14 protein-coding genes and 1 riboswitch are annotated in these 12,645 nt (G+C 34.2%); of the genes, 10 read left to right on the top strand and 4 right to left on the bottom strand.

Annotated features, from left to right (window positions below):
• Nucleotides 1-2 precede the first annotated feature (2 nt).
• From CS937_RS12390 to CS937_RS12355, 8 genes are all read left to right on the top strand, one after another.
• The gene (locus CS937_RS12390) at nucleotides 3-1,202 is read left to right on the top strand and encodes a type II secretion system F family protein (RefSeq protein WP_099158761.1); all 1,200 of its coding nucleotides are present in this window, start codon (nucleotides 3-5) and stop codon (nucleotides 1,200-1,202) included.
• A gap of 45 nt (nucleotides 1,203-1,247) precedes the next feature.
• Nucleotides 1,248-1,331: riboswitch (cyclic di-GMP riboswitch) on the top strand.
• A 38-nt stretch (nucleotides 1,332-1,369) separates the two neighbouring features.
• A complete protein-coding gene (locus tag CS937_RS12385) occupies nucleotides 1,370-1,756 on the top strand; it encodes a prepilin-type N-terminal cleavage/methylation domain-containing protein (protein ID WP_099158760.1) in 387 nt (128 codons plus the stop codon).
• Between the two features lie 90 nt (nucleotides 1,757-1,846).
• The gene (locus tag CS937_RS12380) at nucleotides 1,847-2,602 is read left to right on the top strand and encodes a prepilin peptidase (RefSeq protein WP_099158759.1); all 756 of its coding nucleotides are present in this window, start codon (nucleotides 1,847-1,849) and stop codon (nucleotides 2,600-2,602) included.
• A gap of 13 nt (nucleotides 2,603-2,615) precedes the next feature.
• Nucleotides 2,616-3,524 carry a type IV pilus biogenesis protein PilM gene (gene pilM, locus CS937_RS12375; protein ID WP_099158758.1) on the top strand — a complete coding sequence of 303 codons (909 nt, stop codon included), beginning with the start codon at nucleotides 2,616-2,618 and terminating at the stop codon, nucleotides 3,522-3,524.
• A 15-nt stretch (nucleotides 3,525-3,539) separates the two neighbouring features.
• The gene (locus CS937_RS12370) at nucleotides 3,540-4,073 is read left to right on the top strand and encodes a hypothetical protein (RefSeq protein WP_099158757.1); all 534 of its coding nucleotides are present in this window, start codon (nucleotides 3,540-3,542) and stop codon (nucleotides 4,071-4,073) included.
• Nucleotides 4,066-4,599 (top strand): hypothetical protein, encoded by a 534-nt coding sequence (locus tag CS937_RS12365; RefSeq protein ID WP_099158756.1) that lies wholly within the window; start codon nucleotides 4,066-4,068, stop codon nucleotides 4,597-4,599. Before CS937_RS12370 ends, CS937_RS12365 begins: the two co-directional genes overlap by 8 nt.
• 104 nt (nucleotides 4,600-4,703) lie before the next feature.
• Entirely contained in the window at nucleotides 4,704-4,931 is a 228-nt protein-coding gene (locus CS937_RS12360) for a hypothetical protein (RefSeq protein ID WP_099158755.1), read from the top strand.
• Nucleotides 4,932-5,001: 70 nt separating this feature from the next.
• Nucleotides 5,002-6,309 carry a DRTGG domain-containing protein gene (locus CS937_RS12355; RefSeq protein ID WP_099158869.1) on the top strand — a complete coding sequence of 436 codons (1,308 nt, stop codon included), beginning with the start codon at nucleotides 5,002-5,004 and terminating at the stop codon, nucleotides 6,307-6,309.
• Nucleotides 6,310-6,387: 78 nt separating this feature from the next.
• On the opposite strand, the gene CS937_RS12350 is transcribed toward CS937_RS12355, so the two are convergent.
• Complete coding sequence (locus tag CS937_RS12350; protein WP_099158754.1) at nucleotides 6,388-6,684, bottom strand: YtpI family protein; 297 nt, start codon at nucleotides 6,682-6,684, stop codon at nucleotides 6,388-6,390.
• A 117-nt stretch (nucleotides 6,685-6,801) separates the two neighbouring features.
• Here CS937_RS12350 and CS937_RS12345 point away from each other — a divergent pair, with 117 nt between their 5' ends.
• Nucleotides 6,802-7,749: a DHH family phosphoesterase gene (locus CS937_RS12345; protein WP_099158753.1), complete on the top strand. Its 948-nt coding sequence runs from the start codon at nucleotides 6,802-6,804 to the stop codon at nucleotides 7,747-7,749.
• Between the two features lie 219 nt (nucleotides 7,750-7,968).
• Here the strand turns inward: CS937_RS12345 and CS937_RS12340 are convergent, their stop codons facing one another.
• From CS937_RS12340 to ytrH, 3 genes are all read right to left on the bottom strand, one after another.
• Nucleotides 7,969-8,166, bottom strand: a complete 198-nt coding sequence (locus tag CS937_RS12340) for a YtzJ family protein (protein ID WP_099158752.1) — start codon at nucleotides 8,164-8,166, stop codon at nucleotides 7,969-7,971.
• Nucleotides 8,167-8,296: 130 nt separating this feature from the next.
• Nucleotides 8,297-8,794 carry a sporulation membrane protein YtrI gene (gene ytrI, locus CS937_RS12335; RefSeq protein ID WP_099158751.1) on the bottom strand — a complete coding sequence of 166 codons (498 nt, stop codon included), beginning with the start codon at nucleotides 8,792-8,794 and terminating at the stop codon, nucleotides 8,297-8,299.
• Nucleotides 8,794-9,123: a sporulation membrane protein YtrH gene (gene ytrH / locus CS937_RS12330; protein WP_099158750.1), complete on the bottom strand. Its 330-nt coding sequence runs from the start codon at nucleotides 9,121-9,123 to the stop codon at nucleotides 8,794-8,796. The genes ytrI and ytrH overlap by 1 nt, the downstream gene beginning before the upstream one ends.
• 145 nt (nucleotides 9,124-9,268) lie before the next feature.
• Between ytrH and dnaE the strand changes: the two genes are divergently transcribed.
• Nucleotides 9,269-12,622 (top strand): DNA polymerase III subunit alpha, encoded by a 3,354-nt coding sequence (dnaE, locus tag CS937_RS12325; RefSeq protein WP_099158868.1) that lies wholly within the window; start codon nucleotides 9,269-9,271, stop codon nucleotides 12,620-12,622.
• The last annotated feature ends 23 nt before the right edge of the window (nucleotides 12,623-12,645 follow it).

The following is a 12,645-nucleotide window of genomic DNA, read 5'->3' as shown; positions in this document are numbered from 1 at the left end:
AAGTGAACTATCAATATAGTGGTAAACGGTTATCTGGTCAAAAAATAAAAGGAAAAATAGAAGCGGATTCTAAAGATGATGCCTTACAATCTTTAGAAAAAAAAGGATTGTATATTTTTGATATTACAGAAACAAAGCCATGGAACAAGGATATTCTTTTAAATAAACGAATAAAAAATAAAGAGTTTGTTATTTTTCTGAGGCAATATTCCACATTGATTCATGCAGGAATTTCAATATCAGCTGCAACAAAGACAATGATAAAGCAAACGAATAATTATGTACTAAGAAATGCATTAACGGATATTACTAAAAACTTGGAACAAGGACAATCGTTGTCAAAGTCAATGGAACGTCAGCCAAAAGTTTTCCCCTTATTATTAGTTAATATGACCCGTGCTGGTGAAGCAAGTGGAAAACTGAATGAAATATTAAGTCAAATGGCCGATTACTATGAAAAAGAATATCGAAACAAACAAAAAGTCCTTTCAGCTATGTTATATCCAAGTGTAGTTGGAGTAATTACGTTTTTACTAAGTATTTTTTTATTAGTATTTATCGTACCTCAATTTGTAAGTATGTTTAACTCATTTGGTGAGGAGATACCGGCATTTACGCAATTGATTCTAAGCGTAAGTGATATTGTTGCAGAATTTTGGTGGGTCTTTTTTATAGTAGTAATTTTATGTTTAGTACTCTATAAATATCTAATGCAATATAATTCGTTTCATTATCGTGTGGATGTAGTAAAAATGAAATTTCCTTTTCTTGGAATATTGGTCCATAAAGGGATTTTGGTTAGAATGACGCAAACAATGAGTATCCTAGTTAATAGTTCAGTACCCATTTTACAATCCATCGATATAACCGAGAAGGTTGTTGAAAACCGTGTTATTCAAGAGATTCTAGATCAAGCGCGGAAATCATTAGAAGTCGGAGAATCTATTACAAAGTCAATGAAAGACCATTGGGCATTTCCTGCTTTAGTTATTCAGATGATTCAAATTGGTGAAAAAACAGGTACATTAGACCATATGTTAAAGAAGGTAGCTGATTTTTATGAGCAGGAAGTGGAACAGTTATCTGAGAGAATTAAAACGTTAATTGAGCCACTAATGATCATTATACTTACAGGTATTATTGGTAGTATTATTGCTGCGGTAGTAATCCCAATGTTTTCTTTATTTGAAAAAATTCAGTAGAAAGTTATAGATTTTTGTTGAGTTAACGAGTATAATGTATATAGGAAAAAAGTAGGATATGATGATAGATTTTCTCTATTTGGGCACTTGGGAAATCTGGAGTAAGTAGTGCAACCGGTCGACTTAATTTACATAAATGAATAATTTATTTAAAGGTGGGGGTCTTTATGCTCGAACGGTTAAGAAAGGTGCTTAAAAAAGAAAAGGGATTTACATTGGTTGAGTTACTAGCGGTCATTGCTATATTAGCTATTATTGTTGCGATAGCAGTACCTACTATTGGAAATGTTGTTGGGGATTCGAAGGAAAAAGCTGATGAAGCAAATATTAAGCTGATAGAGAATGCTGGTAGATTGGCGGATGTGAGTGGAGAAGAATTGCCTCTTTCTGTTTCTGAATTAGTAACAAAAGGATATTTAGAAGAAATTCCAGAAGTTCCTAATGAAGACGGCAAAGTTTATTCTGGAAATGTAAAAAAAGAGAATGATAAAATTACTTATACAAAAGAAACTACTAAAGAATCTACTACAAAAGAACCTACTACAAAAGAATAATAGAATTATTAATCAATAGATAACGCCCTTGCAACAGTTGATTGCTGGGCGTTTATTAAATTTAATTTCACAAGAAAAAGGTGCCTACTAATGAATATAATAATGATTATATTTTTATTCCTTCTCGGCCTAACATTCGGCTCTTTCTTCAATGTTGTTGGCCTGCGTGTTCCTAAAAGGCTACCATTCACTAATGATCGTTCCATTTGTCCGCAATGCAATCATATTTTATCGTGGTTTGAGCTTATCCCTGTTTTGTCGTATCTTCTGCAGGGCGGTAAATGCCATCATTGCAAAGGAAAAATTTCCCTGATATACCCATTGGTTGAGCTATTAACAGGTTTTCTTTTTGCGTTAAGTTACGTTACGATTGGTTTAACTTCGGAATTAGTTATTGCTTTATTATTCGTATCAATGTTGATGATTCTATTCGTCTCTGATAGTAAATATATGATCATACCAGACAACGTACTATTATTTTTCCTGCCATTGTTCATTATCATCCGTTTTATGCAGCCGCTTGACCCATGGTGGTCGGCAATCTTAGGAGCAGTGATTGGGTTCGTTATCATTGCTTCTGTGATATTTATAAGCCGAGGAGGTATGGGTGCAGGTGATATGAAATTGTTTGGTGTTTTAGGCATTGTATTAGGGATTAAAAATGTTTTACTCGTATTTTTTCTTTCCTGTATGTTCGGTGCTATTGTTGGTATACTTCTGATTTTATTTAAAGTTATTGATCGTAAACAGCCAGTTCCGTTTGGTCCATATATAATAATTGCTGCCCTAGTAAGCTATTATTATGGTGATTCATTACTGGATTGGTACTTTAATTCATTTATGTAAGTAGGTGCAAAATATGAGATTGGTCAATAATGGTAGGGTGAACATCGTTATTACAAACCGTGTTCTACGTTATACATACCATAAAAATCCAACTAATGACGGTTTGATTACACATGGTGAGGTTGAATTGCCAAAAGACACGATTAAAGATGGAACGATTGTAAATAAGCTTGTTTTTACAGAAATAATGAAAAATCTTGTTCAACAACATAATTGGAAACGGAAAAGACTTAATTTTTGTGTACCTGATGATACAGTAGTTATCCGTCAATTAGAGATTCCAGCCTCCCTTTCAAAAGCAGAGGCATTAGGGTATATTCATACACAAATTGGTAATCGTTTTTATTTACCATTTCCTAATCCTGCAATTTCAATTGAATTTTTAGAAGTAGATGAAAAAAATAGAAACATCCTGCTGTATGCTTACCCTAAAGAAAAAATAGCAGCTTTTGAGGATGTATTTGCAGAATCCGGTCTTAAATCAGTAGTTGCAGACCTTACATCGCTATCTGTTTTTCGTTATTATTACATGCATAGGCAGGCTAAACATGAACATATCTTACACATTCATTGGAATCATGATGCTCTTGTGTTAACAGCTTTTAAACAGGATAAAGCGATTTTTACAAGATATATGAAAATAGTAACGAACGATGTGACATTAAATGCAGAAACAGCAAATCAAGTTATCAATGAATTTGTAATTGAAATTAATCGAATAGTTGATTTTTATCAGTTTTCTATTACTAAGGGTGAGGCAACGATAAATATGCTAGTATTGTCTGGCGATTTTCTATACTTGGATTCTGTTAAAACCGTACTTAGTAATACAGTAACACTTCCAATATACAGCTTTGAGGAAGAAGAATTAGCAAAAAAGTACGTTGATGTTCTTGGATTAGCATTGAAACAAGATGTGTGAAATGGGGAAATATAGATGAACACTGAAATTAATTTTCTAGAAAAACAACAACAAAAAATTATTGCCCCATTTATTCTTGGATTTATATTTGTTTTCTTGATGATTTTTGCTGTAGGGGTTGCATACATACAAAAAAGTCATTATACAGATAAAATCGATTCAGTAAATGAAAGGCTAGTACATAATGAAAATGCGCTAAAAAAATATGATTCACATATTGCGGAACACCAGCAAATGAAACATAATATTTTTGCTATACAATCAAGTGTAATACCGAATGTTGCATTATATCAGTATTTGCTTGCGTTATTACCAAATGAAAATCAATTAATACATTATCAACAAATAGAAAAAAATCAGGCTGTTATTGTTGCTGAATTTACGGGGATGCAGTTTGCAGCGGATTACGTATCAAAAATTTTAGAGCAAAATTTTACACTAGATACGCAATTAACGAATGTCAGTAAGACTGAGTCTGGTTACCAGGCAACTTTAACCATCGTTTTTGATAAAGATAAACTGGTAGAGGAGCTTGGTAATAATGATTAAGGATTGGTCAAAAAAGCATACGTTTATATTAGTTGGACTAATTGTTGCTGGTTTTATCGTTTATGGAATTTCATATGTAGTCATCATTAATCCCCTGAAAGCTGAGCTAAATGCAGTAGAAAAACAGGAAGACATGTATGATAAGCAATTGAACAAATTGGAAGAGCAATTGAATCGGAATTTAGAACAAGATGATAAAAATATAACAGTGCAACTACCAAAGCAAAAAGCACCTGATAATACGCTCCGTCATATTCAAAAATTAGCAACTTCATCTAATGTTATGATACTATCACTGCAATTTGTAGGGCTGGAAGGACAATCCGAGAAGGATTTACCAGTTGGTGTAAACAGTGACAATTATTCATTAGAAGCAACTGCTAATAATTTAGATGAAATGAATACTTTTTTAATTGCCATGCAAAACAGTGAAAATTTATTAACGATCGATACCATCAATTTGGATAAAAATAAAAACGATATAAATCTTACTGTAACATATACAACGTATTATACTGCCGATTAAAACAGGATAACTATTTATTAGGTTATCCTGTTTTGTTTACCTTCACATTTGTTCTTAAATAAGCTAAACTATCATATTTATTATAATAAAAGGAGGAATGATTCATGCGTCATTATGCAGTTTTACGTTTGTTGTTAGCATGTTTTTTCTTATATTTTGCCTGGCCACTTATTCCAGAAGCAACATCACAGATAGAAGTAATCTTTTGGGGTGTATGGTTAGTCTTATTTTTATTTGTGGTAGGAGCAAATTTTGCAACACTATTACGGATGACCACCTCCCCTGTAATGGAACAGGAACGTTCAAATCACAGACAAACGCTAAAATATTGAGGTTCTGGCAAATCAACTGTATAATAAAATCAACAAAATAGACTAGTACAGTTGAAAGTCGGTGATGAAGATGCCCACAAAACACGAACAAATTTTGCAACACATTTCATCTTTGGGGGTCGGAAATAAAATTTCGGTGAGACAAATTGCCAAAAATTTAAATGTTAGTGAAGGTACAGCATATCGAGCAATTAAAGAAGCTGAAAATCAAGGGTTAGTAAGTACAATAGAGCGTGTAGGGACAATTCGTATTGAACGTAAAAAGAAAGAGAACTTTGAACGACTAACTTTTGCAGAGGTAATTAATATTGTAGATGGACAAGTTCTAGGGGGACGTGCGGGATTACATAAAACGTTGAGTAAATTTGTGATTGGAGCCATGCAGCTTGATGCGATGATGCGGTATACGGAAGCGGATTCTCTATTAATAGTTGGTAACCGAATTAAGGCACATGAGTTAGCATTAAATGAAGGTGCAGCCGTTTTAATTACAGGTGGATTTGATACGGACGAACAGATGAAACGTTTAGCTGATGAAAAGCAATTACCTATCATATCTACAAGTTATGATACATTTACAGTTGCAGCAATGATTAACCGAGCAATCTATGATCAATTGATTAAAAAAGAGATTGTTTTCGTTGATGACATATCCACACCTTTTGATCAATCTTTCTATTTATATGCAAAGGACTCTTTGGAGCGGTGGTATGAGTTAAACGAATCTTCATTCCACACAAGGTTTCCAGTAGTGGATGAAAAGAATCGTGTTATAGGAATGGTGACGTCAAGAGATATTATTGGTAAAGATAGATCCATTTCAATTGAAAAAGTAATGACCAAAAATCCTGTCGTAGTCCAAGCGAAAACGTCCTTAGCCTATGTTGCACACATGATGGTTTGGGAAGGTATTGAGGTTGTTCCGGTAGTGGATCAGGCCTATACATTACAAGGGCTCGTGTCCAGGCAAGACGTATTAAAAGCATTGCAGCAAATGCAGCGCCAGCCACAAATTGGTGAAACTATTGACGATATAATTTCCGGAAACTTAGAAGCATTAGGGAACGATCAAAGCGTTTTTCAAGTGGAGGTAACCCCACAAATGACAAACCAATTAGGCACCCTATCAAACGGGGTGTTTACATCCTTGATGACAGAGGCGAGCAGCAGATTGCTATTACAAGTAAAAAAAGGTGATCTGGTAGTAGAAAATCTCACCGTTTATTTTATCAAGCCTGTACAAATTGAAAGCAAACTAATTATTAAACCGAAATTGTTAGAAGCAGGTAGAATTTATGCGAAGATAGATGTGGAAGTTTATAATGAGCGAAAATTAGTTGGGAAAGGCTTATTAATGGCCCAATTAATTGACCGATAATGCCTGAAATCTGGTTATAAAAAAAGGATATCTCAGGTGATAAGGATCAGACCCTATGTTTTGAGACATCCAACAAGCTTACGTATCTGGATTCAATCGTTTCCATTCATTACGGTAATGCTTTGTTTCTTTAAATCCGAGGTTAAGCTGCATAGCTCCTAGAATTAATAAGACAATACCAATGAAAAGGGAGAGTTTTGTTTCATAGAATATGTATTGATTGATAGCGAAAAAGAAAACAAAGCTACCAAGACATATTCGTGATTTTGCGTTAAAATAGCTTTGCGTTAATTTGTCTTTACTTCTCAATATAGCAACCTTGTAGTACACGTACAAAACAAGTGACAAGGTAATAATGATTGGTATAATAACCATATAATCTACTCCTGTATCTAAATTTCAATGGAACACTTATCTATTTTAGCTTGTTTTAAACGATTTTTCCAGAATAAAAGGTTGACGACTATCCTGTTATAGAATGGAGCTTTAAATATGTATATAGAAAAAATTTTACAATCCATAAAAGAATACGATACGATAATTATCCATCGTCACGTGCGTCCAGATCCAGATGCTTACGGATCGCAAGCTGGATTAAGAGAAATAATCAAACAAACATTTCCGGTGAAGAACGTATATGTTGTGGGTGAGGAGGATCCATCCTTAAATTTTTTAGTTCGAATGGATACAATTAACGACAGTACTTATAATGATGCACTTGTGATTGTATGTGATACAGCTAATGCAGCTCGAATTGATGATGATCGTTATAATAAAGGGGATAAGCTAATAAAAATTGACCACCATCCAAATGTTGATGAGTATGGCGATATCATGTGGGTAGATACAAGCGCAAGCTCAACTAGTGAAATGATTTATGAATTCTACATACATACAAAAGAAGCTGGATTCAAGATGAATGATGAGGCAGCCAGACTATTGTACGGAGGTATTGTAGGGGATACTGGAAGGTTCTTATTTCCAAGTACAACGACAAAGACGTTTCAATATGCTGCAGAGCTTGTAGCATACAATTTTGATCGTGTGCAGTTATATGATGGAATATATAGTATACAGGGCAATATAGCGAGGTTAAGAGGATACATTCTACAGAATTTCAAACTTACCGAATCCGGAATGAGTACAATCCGTTTAACGAAAGAAATTTTGAATGAGTACGATGTAAAGCCGATTGAAACGGGTCAATTAGTTGGGGTACTTGGAGATATTGAAGGAATAAAAGCATGGGTAATCTTTATTGAAGAAGATGATTTGATTCGTGTTCGATTACGCTCAAAAGGTCCTGTTGTAAATACAATTGCTGCAAAATATGATGGTGGTGGGCATCCAATGGCATCTGGCGCATCGGTATATACATGGGAAGAAACTGAACAAGTTATAAGCGATCTTGATGAAGCGTGCCGTTCCTTTATCAAATAAGAAAATGCTGATTTCTTAATAAGAAATCAGCATTTTATGTGAGATTTTATCCCGCCTTAACGGGCAGTAAATCCCCTCCACTTGAAGATTACAAAGAAATTAAAGGAAGATAAGTGGGTGTCAACTGCCCGTAAAGGTCCGATTATGTTCAACTAACATTCAGTGGGGGAGGAAAGGAAACCTCCACTGAATGAAGTTTCACTTTATAAAGCAAATAGTTCAACTACTTTTTTTCCCTTGAAGTGGAATAAACCAGCATCCTGCAGCGGTTTGATCACAATGTACATGTAAATCGTTCTTTTCAATATCTCTTTTTATTAAACGTATAAGCTCATCTGATTCGGCGTAGGCCGTTTGACCAACCTTAAGCTGGTTGATCTTTTCGTCTCTAATTCGTCTTTGATTCATGATCAACATATGAACTCCACTCCTTTCAACAAAAATAGTATATGAAAGTGTAAGTTAAAGTTACCTTGTATAATTTTATTTTATAAAATTTATTTCATTTTTGCTATAGATTTTTGAAAATTTCATAAAATGTTCACGTTTAGTTAGAGACCTCTGCCTCAACTTCTATTTTTACGTTTTTTGTTACGACCATTTTTTTTACTACGAAAGAATAGGTTAATTCATCAATCGAAATCTCCTTGTTTTCAATTGTTGATTCCAAAAGCTTATCACTATCGGCTATTGTTGAGACGCTCTGTCCAACAATTTGCTTTATTTCTTCTTTAATTAGTTCCTCTAATTGTTGTTTCATTAATAGATCCATATGTAGTTCTTCATCTTTATTATTTATAATATCGATTTCAATCTTTTCCACAGTCATTTCTTCTTTGGATTTTTCGTCCAAATCTTTTAATGCTTCATTCTGATTTTTTAGTTCAGTAATTTTTGACTGTAAATTAAGGTTTTCTCCAAACAATTTCTCATACATCGAACCGTACATATACATTACGATGCAATAAGCAATTACTGCTCCAATCAATGCTCCTACAAAGAACCTCTGCCAGCTTTCTTTTTTATGATATGGAGGGATATGCATTAGGTCACATCCTCTTGAATAAACCAACTAATTAAAACAATTGCCGTTTTAACTCCGCCCATAGCTGATAAAATAATTAATAGTTGTTTAAAGATATCAATTGCTTGACCATCCAAGCTTTTTTCAAATTCGGCAATGGTATCGAATGTTCCACCAATTGCAGCAACTATAGCCCATATTCGAAGGCTCTTTGCAATTCTTCCCATAGCTGTTAATGGTGCATCACCAGTTGCAAAAGAACCGATGCTTCCTATAATTGCTCCACCAATAATTACACCAAACGCAATGAAATAACAATGAATAAATGTTACAAAAAATCGTTCTTCCATAAAGTTTTCTCCCCTACGAGGTATTCTCCTTACATTGTATGTTTAGGGAGGACAAGATATGATGTACTGAGTTGGATTCTAATGAATGCATCCCTTTGATAGATTAGCTATAATAAGAGATAGAGAAACAGAAGGACGGGATAGTATGTCGTTTACACACTTGCAAGTTAGAAGTGGCTATAGTTTGATGAATAGTACAATTACGATAGATAAATTGGTGAAAAAAGCCAGCGAACGCCAATTCAACGCAATTGCTCTTACGGATGATCATGTATTGTATGGGGTAATTCCATTTTACAAAGCATGTACCGCCTATGGAATAAAGCCTATTATCGGAATGGTTGTTCATTTATCAGATGAAGATACCAATAATGAAACTTGTATTTTGTTAGCAAAAAATAATACAGGGTACGACCAACTTGTAAAATTAAGTACTCATATCCACATAAATAATATTGATGCGATAGGCAGGGAAGAGCTTAGTAGGTATACTTCAAATCTTATTGGTATTTTTCCTGCATATAATCAAACAATTGAATCATCGCTGCTGTCAGACGATCACAATAAGGTTTACGAATATAGTATTCGATGGAAAGAAATGTTTGCTGATAATGATTTCTATATTGGCATTCAAGACCATGGTTTAGTTAATGATGGGAAAATACAGGAATCGTTAAAATCATTTCACGATCATTATCAAATACCTGTTGTTGCTATTAATGATGTTCGTTACGTAAATGAGAATGATGACATAGCTTTTGACTGTTTAACGGCCATGAAGGAAGGAAAGCGTTGGACATTAGACCAGAAGAATTCATCTGTCAAACATCGACATTTACGATCAATTGACGAAATGAATAAATTGTTTCATTCATTTTGGCCAGCGGTTATCGAAGAAACGCAACGGATCCAGGAAAAGTGTGCTATAACTTTTGACTTTAATGAACGAATGCTTCCATCATACCCAGTTCCAGAGCATATGGATGCACATGAATACCTGGAAAAAATGTGCTGGAGCAAGATAGAACAAATAGATACCAAAATAACAAAAGAAGTATCTGATCGGTTGAAATACGAACTGGATGTTATTAAGTCCATGCAATTTAGTGACTATTTTTTAATCGTATGGGATTTTATTCAGTATGCAAAGGATAATAGCATTTTAGTTGGCCCTGGAAGAGGGTCTGCAGCAGGTTCACTGGTTGCTTATGTTCTCGGCATAACCGAAGTAGATCCAATTAAATTCGATTTATTATTTGAACGATTTTTAAATCCAGAGCGAATTACGATGCCTGATATTGATATTGACTTTTCTGATCATCGAAGGGATGAGGTGATTGAATATGTTAGGGATAAATATGGTCAGGAGCATGTGGCGCAAATCATTACATTTGGAACTTTTGCCACACGGTCCGTGCTTAGAGAATTGATTAAGACAATGGGCATCAATAAACAAGATGCTAATTTTATATTAAAAGAAATTCCTGTACAGGCACATAAATCGATTGTTGAATATGTAAGAGAATCGAATGAGTTAAAAGAATATATTATACAATCCGAGACACTAAAAACTTTATTCGCGGTGGCAACCAAGTTGGAAGGATTGCCAAGACATGTTTCAACACACGCAGCTGGTGTCGTTATTAGTGATAAGCCGCTCGTCGATCATGTTCCATTAACTATTGGTACGAATGAAACAAATCTAACCCAATTTTCAATGAACGATCTTGAAGCTATTGGATTGTTAAAAATTGACTTTTTGGGATTACGTAATTTAACATTGCAGGAAAAAATCATGAAAACAATCGGATTTACAACAGGCAAAAAATTATTGTTGAAGGACATACCTAAAAACGATGTAAAAACGTTTGATTTATTACAAAAAGGCAAAACAAATGGGGTATTTCAGTTAGAATCTCAAGGTATGAAGCAAGTATTAACAAGACTAAAACCAACTTCACTGGAGGATATTGTTGCTGTTAATGCTTTATATAGACCAGGTCCAATGGAATACATCCCAACTTATATTGCGAGGAAGCATGGTAGAGAAAAAGTAACATATCCACATCCTGATTTAGCACCGATTTTAGAGAGAACGTATGGAGTACTTGTCTACCAAGAGCAGATAATGCAAATTGCTAATAAATTTGCTGGATTTTCTTTAGGGAAGGCAGACATATTGAGAAGAGCCGTAAGTAAAAAACTAGAAGGGGTAATGGATGAACAAAGGGAAGCGTTTATTCAAGGTTGCTTGAAGCGGGGTTATAATCAACAAGTCGCTGATGAAATCTTTACATGGATTGTTAAATTTTCAAACTACGGATTCAATCGAAGTCATGCAGTTGCATATAGTATGATTTCATATCAGCTAGCTTATTTAAAAGCACATTATCCAGTCTGTTTTTTCGCAGAATTAATGAGCTCTTTTATTAATCAACAAGAAAAAATTCAGTTGTATATAAAAGAAGCAAAAGAGCTTGATATTACTGTGTACCCACCATCAATAAATAAAAGCTTCGGGAAATTTTCAGTCGAGAACAATGCTATTCGAATGGGGCTTTTATCGATTAAAGGAATTGGAAATCAAGTTGTTAAAGAGATTATAAAGGTAAGGAAAGCGGGACCATTTAAGAATATATTCAATTTTTGTCTTCGTGTTTCCTTAAAGATCATCAATCGACCAGTTTTGGAAAATCTGATCATGGCAGGTGCATTTGATGACACGTTCACAAACAGAGCTAGTTTACTAGCCTCCATCGATCAAGCGATTGAACAAGGTGAGCTATTTCGTGAATTTACAGACCAGCAATCCTTCTTTCAAGATCAACTGGATATAGAAGCAAATTATGTGGATATTGCTGACTTTAGCCTAATGAAAAAGTTAGTTGATGAGAAAGAGCTTCTTGGCATATATGTATCTAGCCATCCATTAAGGTCTTACCGAACATCATTAGAACAAAATGGATTTATCACGATGCTTGATGCCCGAAAAAATGTTGGTCAAAGGAATAATAAAAGTGCAGTAATCATTCAGTCTATTAAAAATATCCGCACAAAACGTGGAGACCCTATGGCATTTGTAACGATTGGGGATGAAACGGATGATATGGAAGCTGTTATATTCCCTGAATTATATCGAGAATCTCATCGTTTTTTAAGTGAGGAAACGATTGTTTTAGTTAAAGGTAAGATAGAATCAAGAAATAATCGAATTCAATGGCTGTTATCAGAGATTTCCATATTTGATGAAAAAGAATGGGAACAAAGTCAAAATCGACGGTTATTTATCAAAGTAACTGAACAGAAGAGTGAACATGCATTAAATAATGTGAAGCACATTAAAGATGACTATCCTGGAAGTACTTCGATCATTATGTATTATGAAGTAACAAAGAAAACGTACCAATTATCAAGTGATTTTTTAATAAATCCAAACCAATCATGTTTACAGGTTTTACGAAAACTTTTTGGTGAGAAAAACGTAGTATTAGAAAAATAGAACTGGATGGAATGCTTTACACA

The sequence above is a fragment of the Virgibacillus ndiopensis genome (assembly GCF_900187325.1).
Taxonomy (GTDB): Bacteria; Bacillota; Bacilli; order Bacillales; family Amphibacillaceae; genus Virgibacillus_E; species Virgibacillus_E ndiopensis.
Note: the sequence above shows the minus strand (reverse complement) of the source record. Positions and strands in the feature narration are given on the sequence as shown.

Coding starts and splice junctions, on each gene's coding strand:
- CS937_RS12385 (WP_099158760.1), top strand. CDS start 1,370: ATGCTCGAACGGTTAAGAAAGGTGCTTAAAAAAGAAAAGGGATTTACA.
- CS937_RS12380 (WP_099158759.1), top strand. CDS start 1,847: ATGAATATAATAATGATTATATTTTTATTCCTTCTCGGCCTAACATTC.
- pilM (WP_099158758.1), top strand. CDS start 2,616: ATGAGATTGGTCAATAATGGTAGGGTGAACATCGTTATTACAAACCGT.
- CS937_RS12370 (WP_099158757.1), top strand. CDS start 3,540: ATGAACACTGAAATTAATTTTCTAGAAAAACAACAACAAAAAATTATT.
- CS937_RS12365 (WP_099158756.1), top strand. CDS start 4,066: ATGATTAAGGATTGGTCAAAAAAGCATACGTTTATATTAGTTGGACTA.
- CS937_RS12360 (WP_099158755.1), top strand. CDS start 4,704: ATGCGTCATTATGCAGTTTTACGTTTGTTGTTAGCATGTTTTTTCTTA.
- CS937_RS12355 (WP_099158869.1), top strand. CDS start 5,002: ATGCCCACAAAACACGAACAAATTTTGCAACACATTTCATCTTTGGGG.
- CS937_RS12350 (WP_099158754.1), bottom strand. CDS start 6,684: ATGGTTATTATACCAATCATTATTACCTTGTCACTTGTTTTGTACGTG.
- CS937_RS12345 (WP_099158753.1), top strand. CDS start 6,802: ATGTATATAGAAAAAATTTTACAATCCATAAAAGAATACGATACGATA.
- CS937_RS12340 (WP_099158752.1), bottom strand. CDS start 8,166: ATGTTGATCATGAATCAAAGACGAATTAGAGACGAAAAGATCAACCAG.
- ytrI (WP_099158751.1), bottom strand. CDS start 8,794: ATGCATATCCCTCCATATCATAAAAAAGAAAGCTGGCAGAGGTTCTTT.
- ytrH (WP_099158750.1), bottom strand. CDS start 9,123: ATGGAAGAACGATTTTTTGTAACATTTATTCATTGTTATTTCATTGCG.
- dnaE (WP_099158868.1), top strand. CDS start 9,269: ATGTCGTTTACACACTTGCAAGTTAGAAGTGGCTATAGTTTGATGAAT.